Source organism: Streptomyces sp. LARHCF249, assembly GCF_052871255.1.
In genome coordinates this window covers 620,632-634,952 of the sequence record NZ_JBIXJQ010000005.1, presented here as the reverse complement: position 1 = coordinate 634,952, position 14,321 = coordinate 620,632, and the positions used below count along the sequence as shown (strand labels likewise).

The window sequence follows — 14,321 nt, the reverse complement described above, 5'->3', positions numbered from 1 at the left end:
ACCCGTAACCGATCGGACGGCGGCGGGTTAGCAGAGGAGCCTTCGAGAGGCGTGTCGATCCGAAGGAAGCGTGCATGGCGCAGGAGTACACGACGTCCCTCCGGCTGCGCCTCCGGTACCGGTTCGACCATCTGGTGGCAGGGGGAACCGCCGCGCTGATCGGCTGGCTCGCGCTGGCCTGTCTGGCCGTGGTGGTCCCGGCGAGCGCGGTTCTCGTGTGGGCCGACCGGTCGGCTCCGGCGACCCTCTCCGGCCGGCTCACGGCGGTGTGGGTCAGCGTCGGGCAGACGCTCAAGATCGGCGGTGCGGTCGGCCCCCCTCTGTACGTCCTGGCGTCGGTGGCGCTCGCCCTGGTCGCCCTGTTGTTCGTGTCGACGCTGGTCAGTCTGATCACCACCGGCATCAACCGGCGCATCATGTCGCTTCGCCTCGGCCACTCCACGGTGCTGGAAGCGGGGCACACGGTCGTCCTGGGCTGGTCCGACCAGATCTTTCCGGTGGCCGCGGAGCTGGTGGCCGCCAACGCCAACCAGCGCCGGTCGGCCATCGCCGTGCTAGCCCCGAAGGACAAGGTGGAGATGGAGGACGAGATCTCCACCCGCCTCACCGACCGGGGCAGGACGCGCATCATCTGCCGCAACGGCAGCACCACCGACCCCACGGAGCTGGTCAGGGTGAGTCCGCAGACGGCGAAGGCCGTGCTCGTGCTGCCGCCCGGCGGGGAGGCCGGGGACGCCCATGTGGTGAAGACCCTGCTCGCCCTCAACGCGGCCGTACCCGGGGGCGGTGAAACGGTGGTGGTGGCCGCCGTCCGTGACGCGCGCAACCGCGTCACCGCCCGGCTGGCCGCCGGGCCGGGCGGACACGTCCTGTGCGTCGACGACATCATCGCCCGGCTCCTGGTGCAGACCGCCCGTCAGCCCGGCCTCTCGCTCGTGTACCAGGAACTGCTGGACTTCGCGGGCGACGAGTTCTACACCGTCGCCGCCGGGGACCTCACGGGGCGCCCCTTCGGCGAGGCACTGCTGTCGTTCGCCACGTCCTGCGCCGTCGGCCTGCTGCACGCCGACGGACGCGTCGCCCTCAATCCGGATCCGGACACCGCCGTCATCGGTCCGAGCGACCGGATCATCGTCATCTCGCAGGACGACGACACCGCCCTGCCGGTGGACGTGGGCCCCTGCGTAGACGAGGAGGCGATCGTCGCGGCCCGGCCCAGGCTCGCCGTGGCCGAACGCCTGCTCCTGCTCGGCTGGAACCGCCGGGCTCCGTTCCTCGTGGACCAGCTCGACCAGTACGTGAGCCCCGGCAGCGCCCTCGATGTCGTCGCCCTCGACGACGGGGCGGGCAGCGGCTGCACCACGGCGATCCGGCGCCGTCTCGAAGTGGCCTTCCGCAGCGGCGACATCACCGACCCGCAGGTGCTGGACAAGCTGGACGTGCCGTCGTACGACAGCGTGATCGTCATCGGTGAGGCGGATCCGGCGGCCACGGGCCCGGCCGCGCCCAGCGACCAGGAGGAGTCGCTGGCGGACGACAGAACGCTGGTCACGCTGCTGCACCTGCGGGCCATCGCGGAGGCCGCGGGGCGCGAACTCATCCTGACCACCGAGATGTCCGACGACGGCAACCGGCTGCTCGCGCCCGCCCGGGAGGGCGCCGACTTCATCGTGAGCGGCAGGCTGATCAGTCTCCTGATGACCCAGATCTCGGAGAGCCGCTACCTCGCCGCGGTCTTCGACGAGCTGTTCGACGCGGCGGGCAGCGAGTTCCACCTCAAACCGGCCGCGGACTACGTCCGGGCCGGTCGTGAGGTCTCGTTCGCCACGCTCGTCGAATCGGCGCGCCGCCGCCGTGAATGCGCCGTCGGCTACCGGCTGCGCGCTCAGGCCGCCACGGGCCCCGGCTACGGTCTGAGGATCAACCCCGACAAGCGGGAGCGGGTCCGTCTCTCCGAAGGGGACTGGCTGATCGTGCTCGCCGAAAGCTGACGGCGAGCACGACACGGACGACACGGAACCGACGACAGGACGACGGACGACACGGACGCCGGGGCGGCCAGGACGGCAACCGCCGAGGCGTCCGCCGCTCACGGCGCCAGGTGGACCTCCAAGGCGGTCCGCACCGCGGACTCCAGGGCTCCTTCGATCCAGGCGGGCTTGATGGAGGTGTGGCACCCGGCGAAGTGCAGGTTGCCCTCGGGCTTGCGCACGTGGGGGAACAGCTCGGTGTGCTGGCCAGGCAGCAGCACGGAGGCCTCTCCGTAGGCGTACGGGTCGCGCATCCAGGACTGGGTGCGGCCGACTCCGGTATAGAACACCTCGATCCGCTGTCCGAACACCTCCTGGACTCCGGCCAGGGCCCGCGGGTAGCGCTCCTCGTCGTCCAGGGAGTCCCACTTCAGGGCGTCGTCCGACCAGCTGTAGGAGGCGAGGACCACCCCGCCGGCGCTGCCCTCGACGGGGTAGGACGGCTGGAACATGAAGCGGTTGGGGTTGTCGGTGGCCGAGCCGCCTCCGATGACACCGGCTGCCTCGGGCTGGTCGCGGGTGACGGACCGGCAGGCGGCGTAGTGGGCGCGCTGGGCGTCCGAGATGTGGCCCTTCGGCACCGACGGGTGGGCGCCCAGCAGGCCGCCCGCCTCCGGGGTCTGCGCGACCTGGTACTTCCGGTAGAGGCCGGGCTGCACGGCCTCCAGCTCGCGCTTCCAGTCGGCTTCGTCGAACTCCCACCAGCGGCGGCTGAATTCGAGCAGCACCTTCGTGGCGGCGTCGTAGTGCAGTTCGGTGACCGCGCGCCGCTTGCCGTACGAGAGGGCGGGGGCGACCGGGATGTGGCGCAGTCCGGAGAAGGGGACGGTGATGATCGCGGTGTCGGCTGTGAAGCTCTCGCGCCGCACCGGGCTGCCGCCGCGCCCCTCGGAGACGGTGTCGACGGTGACCTTGCCCTCGCCGTGCGTGATCCGGGTGGCGCGGCGGTCGAGCCGTACCAGGTCCTCGACCCGGGCGTAGAGCGCGTCGGCCAGGGTGGCGGTGCCGCCGGGCAGTTCGAAGAAGGCCGTGTCGGGGCTGATCAGCGAGGCGCCGATGAAGCTGTGCACGAAGGCGAGGTGCAGCCGGGAGGTGAGGTTCTCCACCGTTCCGATCAGGTCGACGGTCCGCTCGTCGAGCTCCGCCACCTCGGTCAGGTAGCGGTACATCGACATGTGGCCGTAGCGCTGGATGACGCGGGCCCAGCCCTCGACGAGTTCCTTGTCCTTCTTGCCCTCGATCTCCTTGCGTACGGGAGCGAAGGCATTGCGCACGATCTGCGCGGCGGGCACGGACTCGTAGGCCGCCGGAACCCCGAAGGAACGATTGAGCGCCTGCGGGCTGCGCGCATAGTCCGCCCTGCGGACCCGGACGCCGTTGACGAGGATCCAGGTGCGGTAGGCGGGGCGGCCCGACGCGTCGACGTCGACCAGGTGGAAGCGCCTGCGCTTGAGGCCGAGGCTGTCGATCAGCCCGGTGACCAGCGGGTGGCTGTCCGGGATGCGCATGGCGCCGGCCTCCGCGTACTGCTTGGGGTCGGCGAAGGGTGCGGCCGCCTTCTCGTGGCCGCCGGTACGGAAGGTCTTGATGCGGCCGCCGACCCGGTTGGCGTTGGCCTCGATGACGGTGACCTGGTGCCCGGCCTCGCGCAGCAGGTGCGCGGCGGTGAGCCCGGCGGGCCCGGCTCCGACGACGAGCACCTTCTTGCCGGGGCGGCGGGAGCGGGGCAGGCCGTTCTTCAGGAGGACGTCCGCGTAGCGGGGTACCAGGGGCTGGTCGTCGTCGTCCCGTACGAGGATGGCCCGGGCGACGGTCAGGCAGGTCTCCCAGTCGGGGCGCGCGGAGCCGGACGGCGCCTGGGGGGTCCCGGCGGACGCGGCCGCGACCGAGAGCGCACCGGCTCCGGCGACGGCGGCCGCGCCGGCGATGACGGTACGGCGGGAGGGCCGGCGGGCAGGCGCCGGTGCGGGCCCGGCCGGGGAGTCGGGACTGGGAGGCGGGTCGATGATCATGGGTCAACTGTTGCGGTCGGCGCGCGCCTTGAGCACCGAAAAGCGCCCCGGCGGGGAACAACCACCCGGACGTGGGGCACGGCCGACCGGCGCTGACGAACTGGGTTTCGTACCGCGTCACCCGGGGACGGGGTGGAGGGTGGCCTCTCCGGTGACCTTGATGCCGGTGCGTTCGCCCGGGACGGCGGGGGCCGGGCCCGGGACGCGGACCTCGACGGGGGCGTCCACCCCGTCCACGTCGACGGTGACCATGGCGTCGTGGCCGTAGAAGCGCACCTCGGTCACCGTGCCCGTGGCCTGGGCCGACGCGGTATCCGTCAGCTGGATCTGCTCGGGCCGCAGCAGCACCACGCCCCGGCGCAGACCGCCCGGCGGGTCCGCCAGGGGGACGCGGCCGAGTGCGGTGGCGGCGGCGCCCTGTTCGACCGTGCCCGTGACGAGGACGGCGTCACCGACGAAGGCGGCGACCCACGGGTCGGCGGGGCGGCGGTAGACCTCGTGCGGTGTGCCGCACTGGGCGATCGTCCCGTTGCGGACGACGGCGACGAGGTCCGCCGTGGAGAGGGCTTCCTGCTGGTCGTGGGTGACCAGGACGGCGGTGGCTCCGGTGGCGTGCAGCGCGGCCCGTACGTCGTCGCGCAGACCGGACCGCAGGGCGCTGTCCAGGGCGTTGAACGGCTCGTCGAGCAGGACGAGTTGCGGCTGCGGGGCCAGGGCGCGGGCGAGGGCGACGCGCTGCTGCTGGCCGCCGGACAGTTCGTGCGGCATGCGGTCGCCGTAGCCCCCGAGGCCGACCAGTTCCAGCATCTCCTCGACGCGCAGCCGCCGCGCGGCCCGGTCGAGCGCGGTCAGCCCGAAGGCGACGTTGCGGGCCACGCCGAGGTGCGGGAACAGGGCGCCTTCCTGGGGAACGATGCCGATGCGGCGGCGTTCGGGCGCCAGGTGCGTGCCTGGGCCGCTGAGGGTGCGGTCGCCGATGGCCACGGTGCCTGCGTCGGCGCGCAGGAAGCCGGCGATGACGCGCAGCATCGTGGTCTTTCCGCAGCCCGAGGGGCCGAGTACGGCGGCGAGGGCGCCTGCGGGGACGGTCAGGTCGAGGCCGTCGAGCACGCGGGCGCCGGAACCGTACCCCTTCGTCAGGCCGGTGATCCGGAGGTCGTTCATGTGCGGTGCCTTCCGAGGAGGTAGGACGGGACGGCGGCCAGGACGATCAGTGCCGCGGCGTAGGGCGCGGCAGCGGCGAACGATCCGGTTCCGGTCTCGGTCCAGAGGCGGGTGGCCAGGGTGTCCATCCCGGTGGGGCGCAGCAGCAGGGTCGCCGGGAGCTCCTTCATGCACACGACGAAGGTCAGGGCGGCTCCGGCGGCGACCCCCGGCGCGGCCAGCGGCACCGTCACCTCGCGCAGCACGCGCAGCGGGCTGCGGCCGAGCGAGCGGGCGACGTCCTCCAGCACGGGCGGGGACTGCAGTACGGCGGCGCGGGTGCCGGCCACCGCTACGGGCAGGAAGAGCACGGCGTACGCGCAGACCAGCAGCGGCAGTTCCTGGTAGAGCGGTTCGGCGTAGCGGACCGCGAAGAAGACCAGTGACAGCGCGACGGTGATGCCGGGCAGGGCGTGCCCGGCGTACGCGGCCTGCTCCAGGAGGTGCGCGGTCCGGCCCCGGTAGCGGGCGGCGATGACGCCGACGGGCAGGGCGAGGAGGGTGGTGAGCGCGGCTCCCGCGGCGGCGACGCCGAGGGTCGTGCCCGCGGTGTCCAGGAGCCCGGCGGGGTCCCAGGTCGCGGAGTTGCCGACGACCAGCCAGTAGCCGAGCGTGCCCAGCGGGGTGAGGACGGCGACGACCGTGACGGCCGCGCACCAGGCCAGCGCGGGTATCCGCCACCGGCCCAGGGGGGCGGGTACGGCGGGGCGCGCGGCGCCGGTGCCGGTCCTGGCGTGGCCGGCCCGGCCCCGGGTGCGCGCCTCGGCGGCCACGAGCAGGACGGTCATGACGACCAGGACGACGCTGAGCGCGGCGGCCGGAGTGCGGTCGAAGCTGGCCCGGTAGGAGGTGTAGATGCCGCGGGTGAAGGTGTCGTACCGCATCAGGGAGACGGCGCCGAAGTCGGAGAACACGTAGAGCGCGACGAGTACGGCGCCCCCGGCGGCCGCGGGGCGCAGCTGCGGCAGCGTGACGCGCAGGAAGGTGCGCAGCGGTCCGTGCCCGAGGGAGCGGGAGACCTCTTCCTGGGCCGGATCGGTGCCGCGCAGTGCGGCGGTGACGGGGAGGTAGACGTACGGGAAGCTCACCAGGGTCAGGGCGAGCGCGGCTCCGGTGAAGCCGGCGAGCTCCGGGACGGCGGAGAGCCAGGCGAAGGCGGCCACGTAGCTGGGCACCGCCAGGGGCAGGGTCACCAGCACCGACCAGGCGCGGGCGCCGGGCAGTGCCGTACGTACGGTCAGCCAGGCCAGCGAGACGCCCAGCAGCAGGCAGGCGGCGACGACGACCGCGGCCAGCCCCAGGCTGCGGCCGAGGAGCTGGGCGGTGCGCTCGTTGGCGACGGCCTGCCAGGCGAAGGCGGGGCCGCGTTCCAGGGAGCGGACCGCGAGGTAGCCGAGGGGCAGCAGCGCGAACACGGCGGCGACGGCCGCGGGAACGAGCAGGACGGGGGGCGGACGGCGCCCGGCACGCGTCCGCCCGGCCGGCGGGGTGGCGCCGGTCGGGCGGACGGCCGGATCGTTCTGCGTCGCAGGATCCGTGGGGTGCATGACGGGTCAGACCATCCCGGCGTCCTGCAGCATCTTCAGGGTCTCCTGAAGGGACTCGAGCTTGCCGAGGTCGATCTCGGGGGCTTCCAGGGAGGCCAGCGGCGGCAGGTTCTTGACCGAGCTCTGCACGCCCGCGGCCAGGGGGTATTCCTTGGTGTCGTCGGCGAAGTACTTCTGCGCCTTCTCCGAGAGGAGGAAGTCCACGGCCTTCTGTGCCGCGGCCCCCTGGTCGGTGCCCTTGACGATGCCGACTCCGGCCACGTTCACGAGGGCGCCCGGGTCGCCGCCCGGCAGGAAGTGGATCTTCGCGCCCACCTTGCCCTCGCCCTTCTCGGCGACGCGCTCGTACCAGTAGTAGTGGTTGATCAGGCCGAGCGAGACCTCGCCCTTGCCGACGGCGTCGAGGACCTTGAGGTTGTTGTCGTAGACCTTCGGCTCGTTGGCCTTGAGGCCCTTGAGCCAGGCACGGGTGGCGTCGTCGCCCTCGAGGACGCGCATGCCGGTGACGAAGGCCTGGAAGGAGGCGTTGGTCGGCACGTAGCCGACCTTGCCCTTCCACTCCGGCTTGACCAGGTCGTGCACGCTGTCGGGCACCTTGGCCACCTGGCCGGGGTGGTACGCCAGGACGCGGACGCGTCCCGAGGTGCCCACCCAGTCGCCCGCGCCGCCGCGGAAGGCGGCGTCGACCTTGTCGAGCGATTCCTGCGGCAGCTTCTCCAGCAGGCCCTTGCCGGAGAGCGCGCCGAGGGCGCCGGCGTCCTGGGAGAAGAACAGGCCCGCCTTGGTCTTGCCGCCCTCCTCCTGGATCTGGGCGGCGAGTTCGGCGCTCTCGCCGTAGCGGACGGCGACCGTGGTGCCGACGGCCTTCTCGAGGTCGTCCAGGAGCGGTTTGACGAGCTTCTCGTTGCGGCCCGAGTAGATCACGAGCCCGGCGTCGTCCTCGTCGGCGCCGCAGGCGGCGACGGCGGGGAGCAGAAGCGCCGCTGCGAAGAGCGCGGTCAGACGTCGGGCCAAGGGGCGTCGCATGGAAAGCCTTCCTGCACTGCAAGAGGAGAAAACTCCCGAACGCCCAATAAGTAAGGTAAAGCTAACCTAAAGGTCAAGGGTGACGCACGCAACGTTTCGGTTGCGCCACACGCTTGCCGGAGCGGCGGCGGAGCCGACCCTACCGGCCCGAACGCGCGTGCACTCACAGTGGATCTTGTGTGAACCAGCTGTGATGACTCTGTGACTATCCCGCCAGGTAAGCCTTTCCTAAGATGCGCTCGTGACAGCCCCCTCCGACCTGCTCCCCGGCGCCCGCTCCGCCCCGGCCGCCCCGGCGGTCCCGGCGGTTCCCGGCGTCGCATCCGTTGCTTCCGTCGCGTCCGTCGCGTCCGTCGCGTTCGCCCGCGGGCTCGCGGCGCACGGCGACCGCACGGCGGTCATCACCGCCGACGGCCACGTGACGTACCGCGAGCTCGCCGCGCGGGTTCGGGCGACCGTCCGCCGCCTCGGCCCGGAACGCCGTCTGGTCATGCTGGTCGGTGCCAACACCCTCGACGCCCTGGTGGTCCACCTGGCGGCGCTCGCCTCGGGGCACCCGCTCCTGCTGGTACCGGGCGACCACCCGGAAGCCGTGCAGTCGCTGATCGACGCGTACGACCCGGACGTCGTGGCCCACCCCGACGGCGGGGAATGGGTGCTCGACGAACGGCGCCCGGTCTCGGCACACGTGCTCCACCCGGACCTCGCGCTGCTGCTGAGCACCTCCGGCTCGACGGGATCGCCCAAGCTCGTCCGGCTGTCGCACGAGAACCTCCAGTCCAACGCGGAGTCCATCGCCGCGTACCTGGACGTCCGGGACACCGACCGCGCGGCCACGACCCTGCCCCTGCACTACTGCTACGGGCTCTCCGTCGTCCACAGCCATCTGCTGCGCGGCGCCGGGCTGATCCTCACCGACCTGTCCGTCGCGGACCGCTGCTTCTGGGAGCTGTTCCGAAACGGGCGCGGGACGGCCTTCGCGGGCGTCCCGTACACCTTCGACCTGCTGGACCGGGTCGGCTTCGACACGATGGAACTGCCGCACCTGCGCTACGTGACCCAGGCGGGCGGACGGCTCTCACCCGACCGGGTGAGACGGTACGCGGCCCTCGGACGTGCCGCCGGCTGGGAGCTGTTCGTGATGTACGGGCAGACGGAGGCGACGGCCCGCATGGCCTACCTGCCTCCGGCCCTCGCCGCGAGCCGGCCCGAGGCGGTCGGGGTCGCCATCCCCGGCGGGTCCTTCCGGCTGCAGCCGCTGTCCGACTGGCCCGGGGACGGCGTCGGTGAACTCGTCTACAGCGGGCCGAACGTGATGCTCGGCTACGCCCACGCCCCCGAAGACCTCGGTCTGGGCCGGACCGTGGAGGAGCTCCGCACCGGCGACGTCGCCCGGCTCACTGCTGACGGGCTGTACGAGATAGTCGGCCGCCGCAGCCGGTTCGTGAAGATACTCGGCCTGCGGATCGACCCCGGGCAGGTCGAGGCGATGCTCGCCCGGCACGGCATCGCCGCCCTGTGCGCGGGTGACGACGAGGGCCTCACCATCGCCGCCGTCACCACCGGCGCACGGCAGGTCCGCACGCTCGTGACGGGCGAGTGCGGTCTGCCGGCGCGCGCCGTCCGGGTCCGCGCCGTCTCCGAGCTGCCGCGCCTCACCTCCGGCAAGCCCGACTACCGGGCGGTGCGCGAGCTCGGCCGTCCGGCCGACGAGGCCGCGGCCGCGACCCGGCCCGCCGGGGCCGGGGATCCGGAGGACCTGTGCGCCCTGTACGCGCTGGTCCTCGACCGGCCCGCGACGGAGGTCACCCAGGACAGCAGCTTCGTCGGCCTGGGCGGCGACTCGCTCTCGTACGTGGAGATGTCGCTCCACCTCGAAGAGCGCCTCGGACACCTGCCCGCCGACTGGCACACGACGCCGATCCGCGAACTCAGACGGCCGGAGCAGCCGGTCCCCGGGCACCGGCGCGCCCTGGAGACCAGCGTCGCCCTGCGCGCCATGGCCATCTTCTGCATCGTCGGCTCGCACATCCACGTCTTCGGGATCAAGGGCGGAGCGCACCTGCTGCTCGCCCTCGCGGGCTACAACTTCGCCCGGTTCCACCTGACCACGGCCGACCGCCGCGAGCGCGTCCGCCGCATCGGGAAGAGCATCGGCCGCATCGCACTGCCGAGCATGGCCTGGATCGGCTGCGTACTGCTCCTCAACGACGACTACACGTGGGCCAATCTCGCCCTGCTCGACAGCGTCTTCGGAGCCCGGGACAGCAAGACGGGCATGCACTTCTGGTTCATCGAGGCGCTGCTCTACATCCTGATCGCCGCCGTCGCCGTCCTGAGCCTCCCCTTCGTGGACCGGGCGGAGCGCCGCTTCCCGTACGCCCTCCCGCTGACGATCGCCGCGCTGGGAACGCTCACGCGCTACGACCTCGTCGGCCTGCCCGACCGCGCGGCCATGCCCGACGCGGTCACCCTCTTCTGGCTGTTCGCGCTGGGCTGGGCGGCGGCGAAGGCCGCCACCGCCCGGCGCCGGCTGGCGGTCACCGCCGCGGCCCTGGTCACCGTGCCGGGATTCTTCCCCGGCGACCCCGGCCGCGAAGCGATCATCATCGGCGCCTTCGCCCTGCTGGTGTGGGTGCCGACGCTGCCCGGCCGCGAACGCCTCAACCAGCTGGCCGGCCTTCTGGCGACCAGCTCGCTGTACATCTACCTGACCCACTGGCAGGTCTTCCCCCTCCTCGACGGGTTCTCCCGGCACCTGGCGTTCCTGGCCTCCCTCGCCTTCGGCGTCGCCTACGCCGCCGCCGTCACCCGCGCGACGCGAAGCCTCTCCCGGCTCGGCCGAGCGGGTCTTCGGGCAGGCCGAGGAAGAGCGCGCGCAGCGAGTCCCACACGGCGAGGCGGCTGAAATCGGGGGTGTCCAGGAGCGTGCCGGCGTTCGCCGTGGGACAGCTCGGCGGCGGGCCGGTCGGCGAGATGGCCAGCGCACACCGCCTCCAGCGCCCACCGGACGACCGCGTGGTCGGCCGGTGCGAGGCGGCCGGTGAAGCCGGTGTGCGGATGGCGGCCGAGCCCCGCGAGTTCCCGTACCGACAGCAGCCCCGCGTCGATGCGGTCGGTGAGGACGGCGGCCAGCAGCCGGGCGAGGGCCGCGGGGGGCTCAACTGTGCCTTGAGTCACAGGGGATCGGGCACCGAGGGCAGCGGCTCGGCTGCGGGGCGCGCGGGCCATCCGCGGCACGAGGCACGGCGCGGCAAGATATCAGCCTTTCGGGGACTCGCCCGGATGTTTATCCAAGGGTGATGGTCCTCCGGTCGGGGCACCACCGGTGGCACTAGCGTCCCGTGACACCCCGGGAATGCGGGTGTGCAACGCACGGCGCGTGCGGACCCTCCAGCCCCGCTGCCCCTCCCGGCCCACGGACCTAGGAGGCACTGTGCTGTCATTCCGGCGGCGTTCCATCAGCAGGTTTTCGGTGGCCACGAGATACACGATCGGCAGCGGCTTCGTCATCACGGCGCTCGCCGTCACCCTGGTCGCGCTGCTGATCCCCGTGGAGAAGTTCGGCGCCCGGGCCTCGGCGTCGGCCGGGCGGCCGGCCGCCGAGGACGACGGCGGCGGGATCATGAGTACGGCGTACGGGCCGCTGACCCCCGCGGACCGGGACTTCGTACGCAAGGTGCGGCTCGCCGGCCTGTGGGAGCTGCCCGCCGGACGGCAGGCCCAGCAGCGCGGAACGCGCGCGGCGGTGCGCACGGCCGGGGAGCACCTCGTGGAGGGCCACACCGAGCTGGACCGGCAGGTCATCCAGGTCGGTCAGGCCCTCGGGGTCGACCTGCCCAACCAGCCGTCCGAGCAGCAGCGGGGATGGCTGGGCCAGCTGACCCGCGCCCAAGGAGACGAGTACGAGCGGCTGTTCATCCAGCTGCTGCGCCGCGCGCACGGAAAGGTGTTCGCGCTGCTGGCCCAAGTGCGGGCGCAGACCCGGAACTCCATGGTCCGCGCCCTGGCCACCTCCGCCAACGCCACGGTCCTGGACCACATCACGGTCCTCGAGGACAGCGGGCTGGTCGACTTCGACGCGCTCAACGTCCCCGACGGGACCCCTGCTCCGTCCGATGTCCGAACCACGAAGTGAAGTGAAGTGATCGCATGAGTGAAAAGGGCCATAAACGCCCCCGGTTGTCGAACAAGCTGCTGGCCGTGGTCTCCGCACTGGTCCTGGGCGGCGGCGGGGTCGCCGTCGTCGCGGGCAGCGCGAACGCAGGTCAGGACGGCCGCCGAGACGCGGGCGGCGCGGCGCAGGTGACCGCCACCATCGACTGCCCCGACGTCGGTGACCGGCTCACCGCGGTACCCGACGAGGCCCGGGCCGAGGTCGACGAGGGCCTCGCCCAGCTGGACGTCCAGGTGGCCGACGCCTACCGGCGGCTCGCCGCGGGCGAGGCGCGCGGAGAGGAGCTGATCGGCGGGCTCCGGGAGCAGCGCGACGAGACCATCGGCCGCATCTCCGACGCGATAGCCCGCTCCGCGGCCCGTCCGGAGGAGCTCAAGGCCATGAGCGGGTGCCAGGTGAAGCAGGCTTCCGCGGAGGAGGACGCCGGGCAGGACGCGGAGGGCGGTGCGGCCGCCGACGCGGGCGCCCGGAGCATCGGCGGCAAGGGCGGCCCGGCGCGGAGCGACTTCGTCGCCATCGGCAAGGTACGCCCGAACGTCCGCACTCCGGGGGCGTCGGCCGGGGCCTCCACGGGCTCCTTCAGCTCGCAGTGCGGACGCAACGAGAACGGCCACTTCAACCCCGACAACGTGATCGTCGCCCCGGGTGTCTCCAACGGCGCCCACCACATGCACGACTACGTGGGCAACGAGTCCACCGACGCCTTCTCCACCAACGACAGCCTCGCCGCCTCCGGTACCACCTGCGGCAACGGCGACCTGTCCAGCTACTACTGGCCGGTGCTGCGGCTGCGCGACGGCAAGGCGGAGCGGGACGCGCAGGCGCCGGGCGGCGGCCAGGACGCGAACGTGGGCACGATCCTGCGGCCCAAGCAGGTCACGATCACCTTCAAGGGGAGCCCCGAGGGCAAGGTCAAGGCCATGCCCCGGTTCCTGCGGATCATCACCGGCGACGCCAAGGCGTTCACCAACGGCACGGCCAACGCCAATGCCTCGTGGAGCTGCACCGGGTTCGAGAACCGGCAGCTGAAGGACAAGTACCCGATCTGCCCCAAGGGCAGCGACGTGGTGCGCACCTTCACCTTCCAGAGCTGCTGGGACGGCCGCAACACCGACAGCGCGAACCACCGCACGCACGTGGCCTTCGCGAACCGTGACGGCCGCTGCCCGAAGGGCTTCAGCGCCATCCCGCAGCTGGTGCAGCGGATCACGTACGGGGTCGCGCCGGGGGCGCGGTTCGCCGTGGACAGCTTCCCCGAGCAGCTCCACAAACCGGTGACCGACCACGGGGACTTCATCAACGTGATGCCGAACGGCCTGATGGCCACCGCCGTGGACTGCATCAACCGGGGGCGCACCTGCCGCTGACGCGGTGGTTCCACGAACTCCCGGGCGGGGTGCGGCACCTCCCCCTCGCACCGCCCCCGCCCGGGGCCCGGACCCACGAGGAGTGCCATGTCCGGCTCTCTTGAATCCGCGGGCGGTCCGCGGCGTCCGACCGCGCCCTCCGACGGGGAACTCACCCGGCGGCTCAGGAGGGGATACGGCTCGGGCACCGCGGACGAGACCGTGTGCGATCTCCTCTACCGGCGGCACCGGCGGGCCGCCCTCGCGTACGCGCGCACCTGCTGCCGTACCCCGCAGGACGCCGAGGACCTCGTGTCGGAGGCCTTCGCACGGACCTTGCAGGCCGTCCGCTCCGGCGCGGGGCCGCGGGGCCCGTGGCGCGCGTACCTGCTGGCCGTGGTCCGCCACACGGCCGTGCAGTGGAGCGACGGTGACGGCAGGACGCTCCTGACGGCGGACTTCGACAGCTGGTGCCAGCAGGCGGCGGCCGGCGGCGATCCGCAGCGCCGGCTGCTGGCGGGCGAGGACCGCCGGCTGCTGGCCCGCTCCTTCCGGACGCTGCCCGCCCGCTGGCGGGCCGTCCTGTGGCACACCCTGGTCGAGGAGGACTCGCCGCACGAGGTCGCCGCGCTGCTGGGCATCACCCCCAGCGCGGTGACCTCTTTGGCCTTCCGGGCCCGGGAGGGGCTGCGCGAGGCGTACCTCCTCGCGCATCTGGACACCGTGGCCGACGGGCGGTGCGGCCACTACAGCCACATGCTCGGTTCGGCGGTCCGGCGCAGCCCTGCGCGGCAGCCCCGCGGCCTGGTACGCCATCTGGCGGGCTGCGAGGACTGTGCGCGGGCGTACGAGGAGCTGCTGGACCTCAACTCGACGATGCGCGGGGCGGTTGCCGCCGCCTCGTGAGCGGCCGGGGCCCCGCCCCCCCGGGGGGGGGGGGGGGGGGCCCGGCGCCCGCCGCGCCGGGGGTGGCCGGGGTG

At 72.8% G+C, this 14,321-nt stretch carries 9 protein-coding genes; 5 read left to right on the top strand and 4 right to left on the bottom strand.

From position 1 onward, the window contains the following. Nucleotides 1–74 precede the first annotated feature (74 nt). The gene (locus ACIPUC_RS17675; RefSeq protein ID WP_446590360.1) at nucleotides 75–1,991 is read left to right on the top strand and encodes a CASTOR/POLLUX-related putative ion channel; all 1,917 of its coding nucleotides are present in this window, start codon (nucleotides 75–77) and stop codon (nucleotides 1,989–1,991) included. Between the two features lie 98 nt (nucleotides 1,992–2,089). Here the strand turns inward: ACIPUC_RS17675 and ACIPUC_RS17670 are convergent, their stop codons facing one another. The 4 genes from ACIPUC_RS17670 to ACIPUC_RS17655 form a co-directional block, all read right to left on the bottom strand. Next, nucleotides 2,090–4,042: an FAD-dependent oxidoreductase gene (locus ACIPUC_RS17670; RefSeq protein WP_446590358.1), complete on the bottom strand. Its 1,953-nt coding sequence runs from the start codon at nucleotides 4,040–4,042 to the stop codon at nucleotides 2,090–2,092. A 117-nt stretch (nucleotides 4,043–4,159) separates the two neighbouring features. Then, nucleotides 4,160–5,206 carry an ABC transporter ATP-binding protein gene (locus ACIPUC_RS17665; protein WP_446590356.1) on the bottom strand — a complete coding sequence of 349 codons (1,047 nt, stop codon included), beginning with the start codon at nucleotides 5,204–5,206 and terminating at the stop codon, nucleotides 4,160–4,162. Then, nucleotides 5,203–6,792: an ABC transporter permease gene (locus ACIPUC_RS17660; protein ID WP_446590354.1), complete on the bottom strand. Its 1,590-nt coding sequence runs from the start codon at nucleotides 6,790–6,792 to the stop codon at nucleotides 5,203–5,205. The genes ACIPUC_RS17665 and ACIPUC_RS17660 overlap by 4 nt, the downstream gene beginning before the upstream one ends. A gap of 6 nt (nucleotides 6,793–6,798) precedes the next feature. Then, the gene (locus tag ACIPUC_RS17655) at nucleotides 6,799–7,818 is read right to left on the bottom strand and encodes an iron ABC transporter substrate-binding protein (RefSeq protein WP_446590352.1); all 1,020 of its coding nucleotides are present in this window, start codon (nucleotides 7,816–7,818) and stop codon (nucleotides 6,799–6,801) included. Nucleotides 7,819–8,059: 241 nt separating this feature from the next. Here ACIPUC_RS17655 and ACIPUC_RS17650 point away from each other — a divergent pair, with 241 nt between their 5' ends. The 4 genes from ACIPUC_RS17650 (at nucleotide 8,060) to ACIPUC_RS17635 (ending at nucleotide 14,247) form a co-directional block, all read left to right on the top strand. Further along, a complete protein-coding gene (locus tag ACIPUC_RS17650; RefSeq protein ID WP_446590350.1) occupies nucleotides 8,060–10,726 on the top strand; it encodes an AMP-binding protein in 2,667 nt (888 codons plus the stop codon). Nucleotides 10,727–11,293: 567 nt separating this feature from the next. Beyond that, the gene (locus ACIPUC_RS17645) at nucleotides 11,294–11,956 is read left to right on the top strand and encodes a DUF4142 domain-containing protein (RefSeq protein WP_446590348.1); all 663 of its coding nucleotides are present in this window, start codon (nucleotides 11,294–11,296) and stop codon (nucleotides 11,954–11,956) included. Nucleotides 11,957–11,970: 14 nt separating this feature from the next. Beyond that, complete coding sequence (locus ACIPUC_RS17640) at nucleotides 11,971–13,362, top strand: DUF1996 domain-containing protein (protein WP_446590347.1); 1,392 nt, start codon at nucleotides 11,971–11,973, stop codon at nucleotides 13,360–13,362. A gap of 87 nt (nucleotides 13,363–13,449) precedes the next feature. Next, nucleotides 13,450–14,247 carry an RNA polymerase sigma factor gene (locus tag ACIPUC_RS17635; RefSeq protein ID WP_446590346.1) on the top strand — a complete coding sequence of 266 codons (798 nt, stop codon included), beginning with the start codon at nucleotides 13,450–13,452 and terminating at the stop codon, nucleotides 14,245–14,247. The last annotated feature ends 74 nt before the right edge of the window (nucleotides 14,248–14,321 follow it).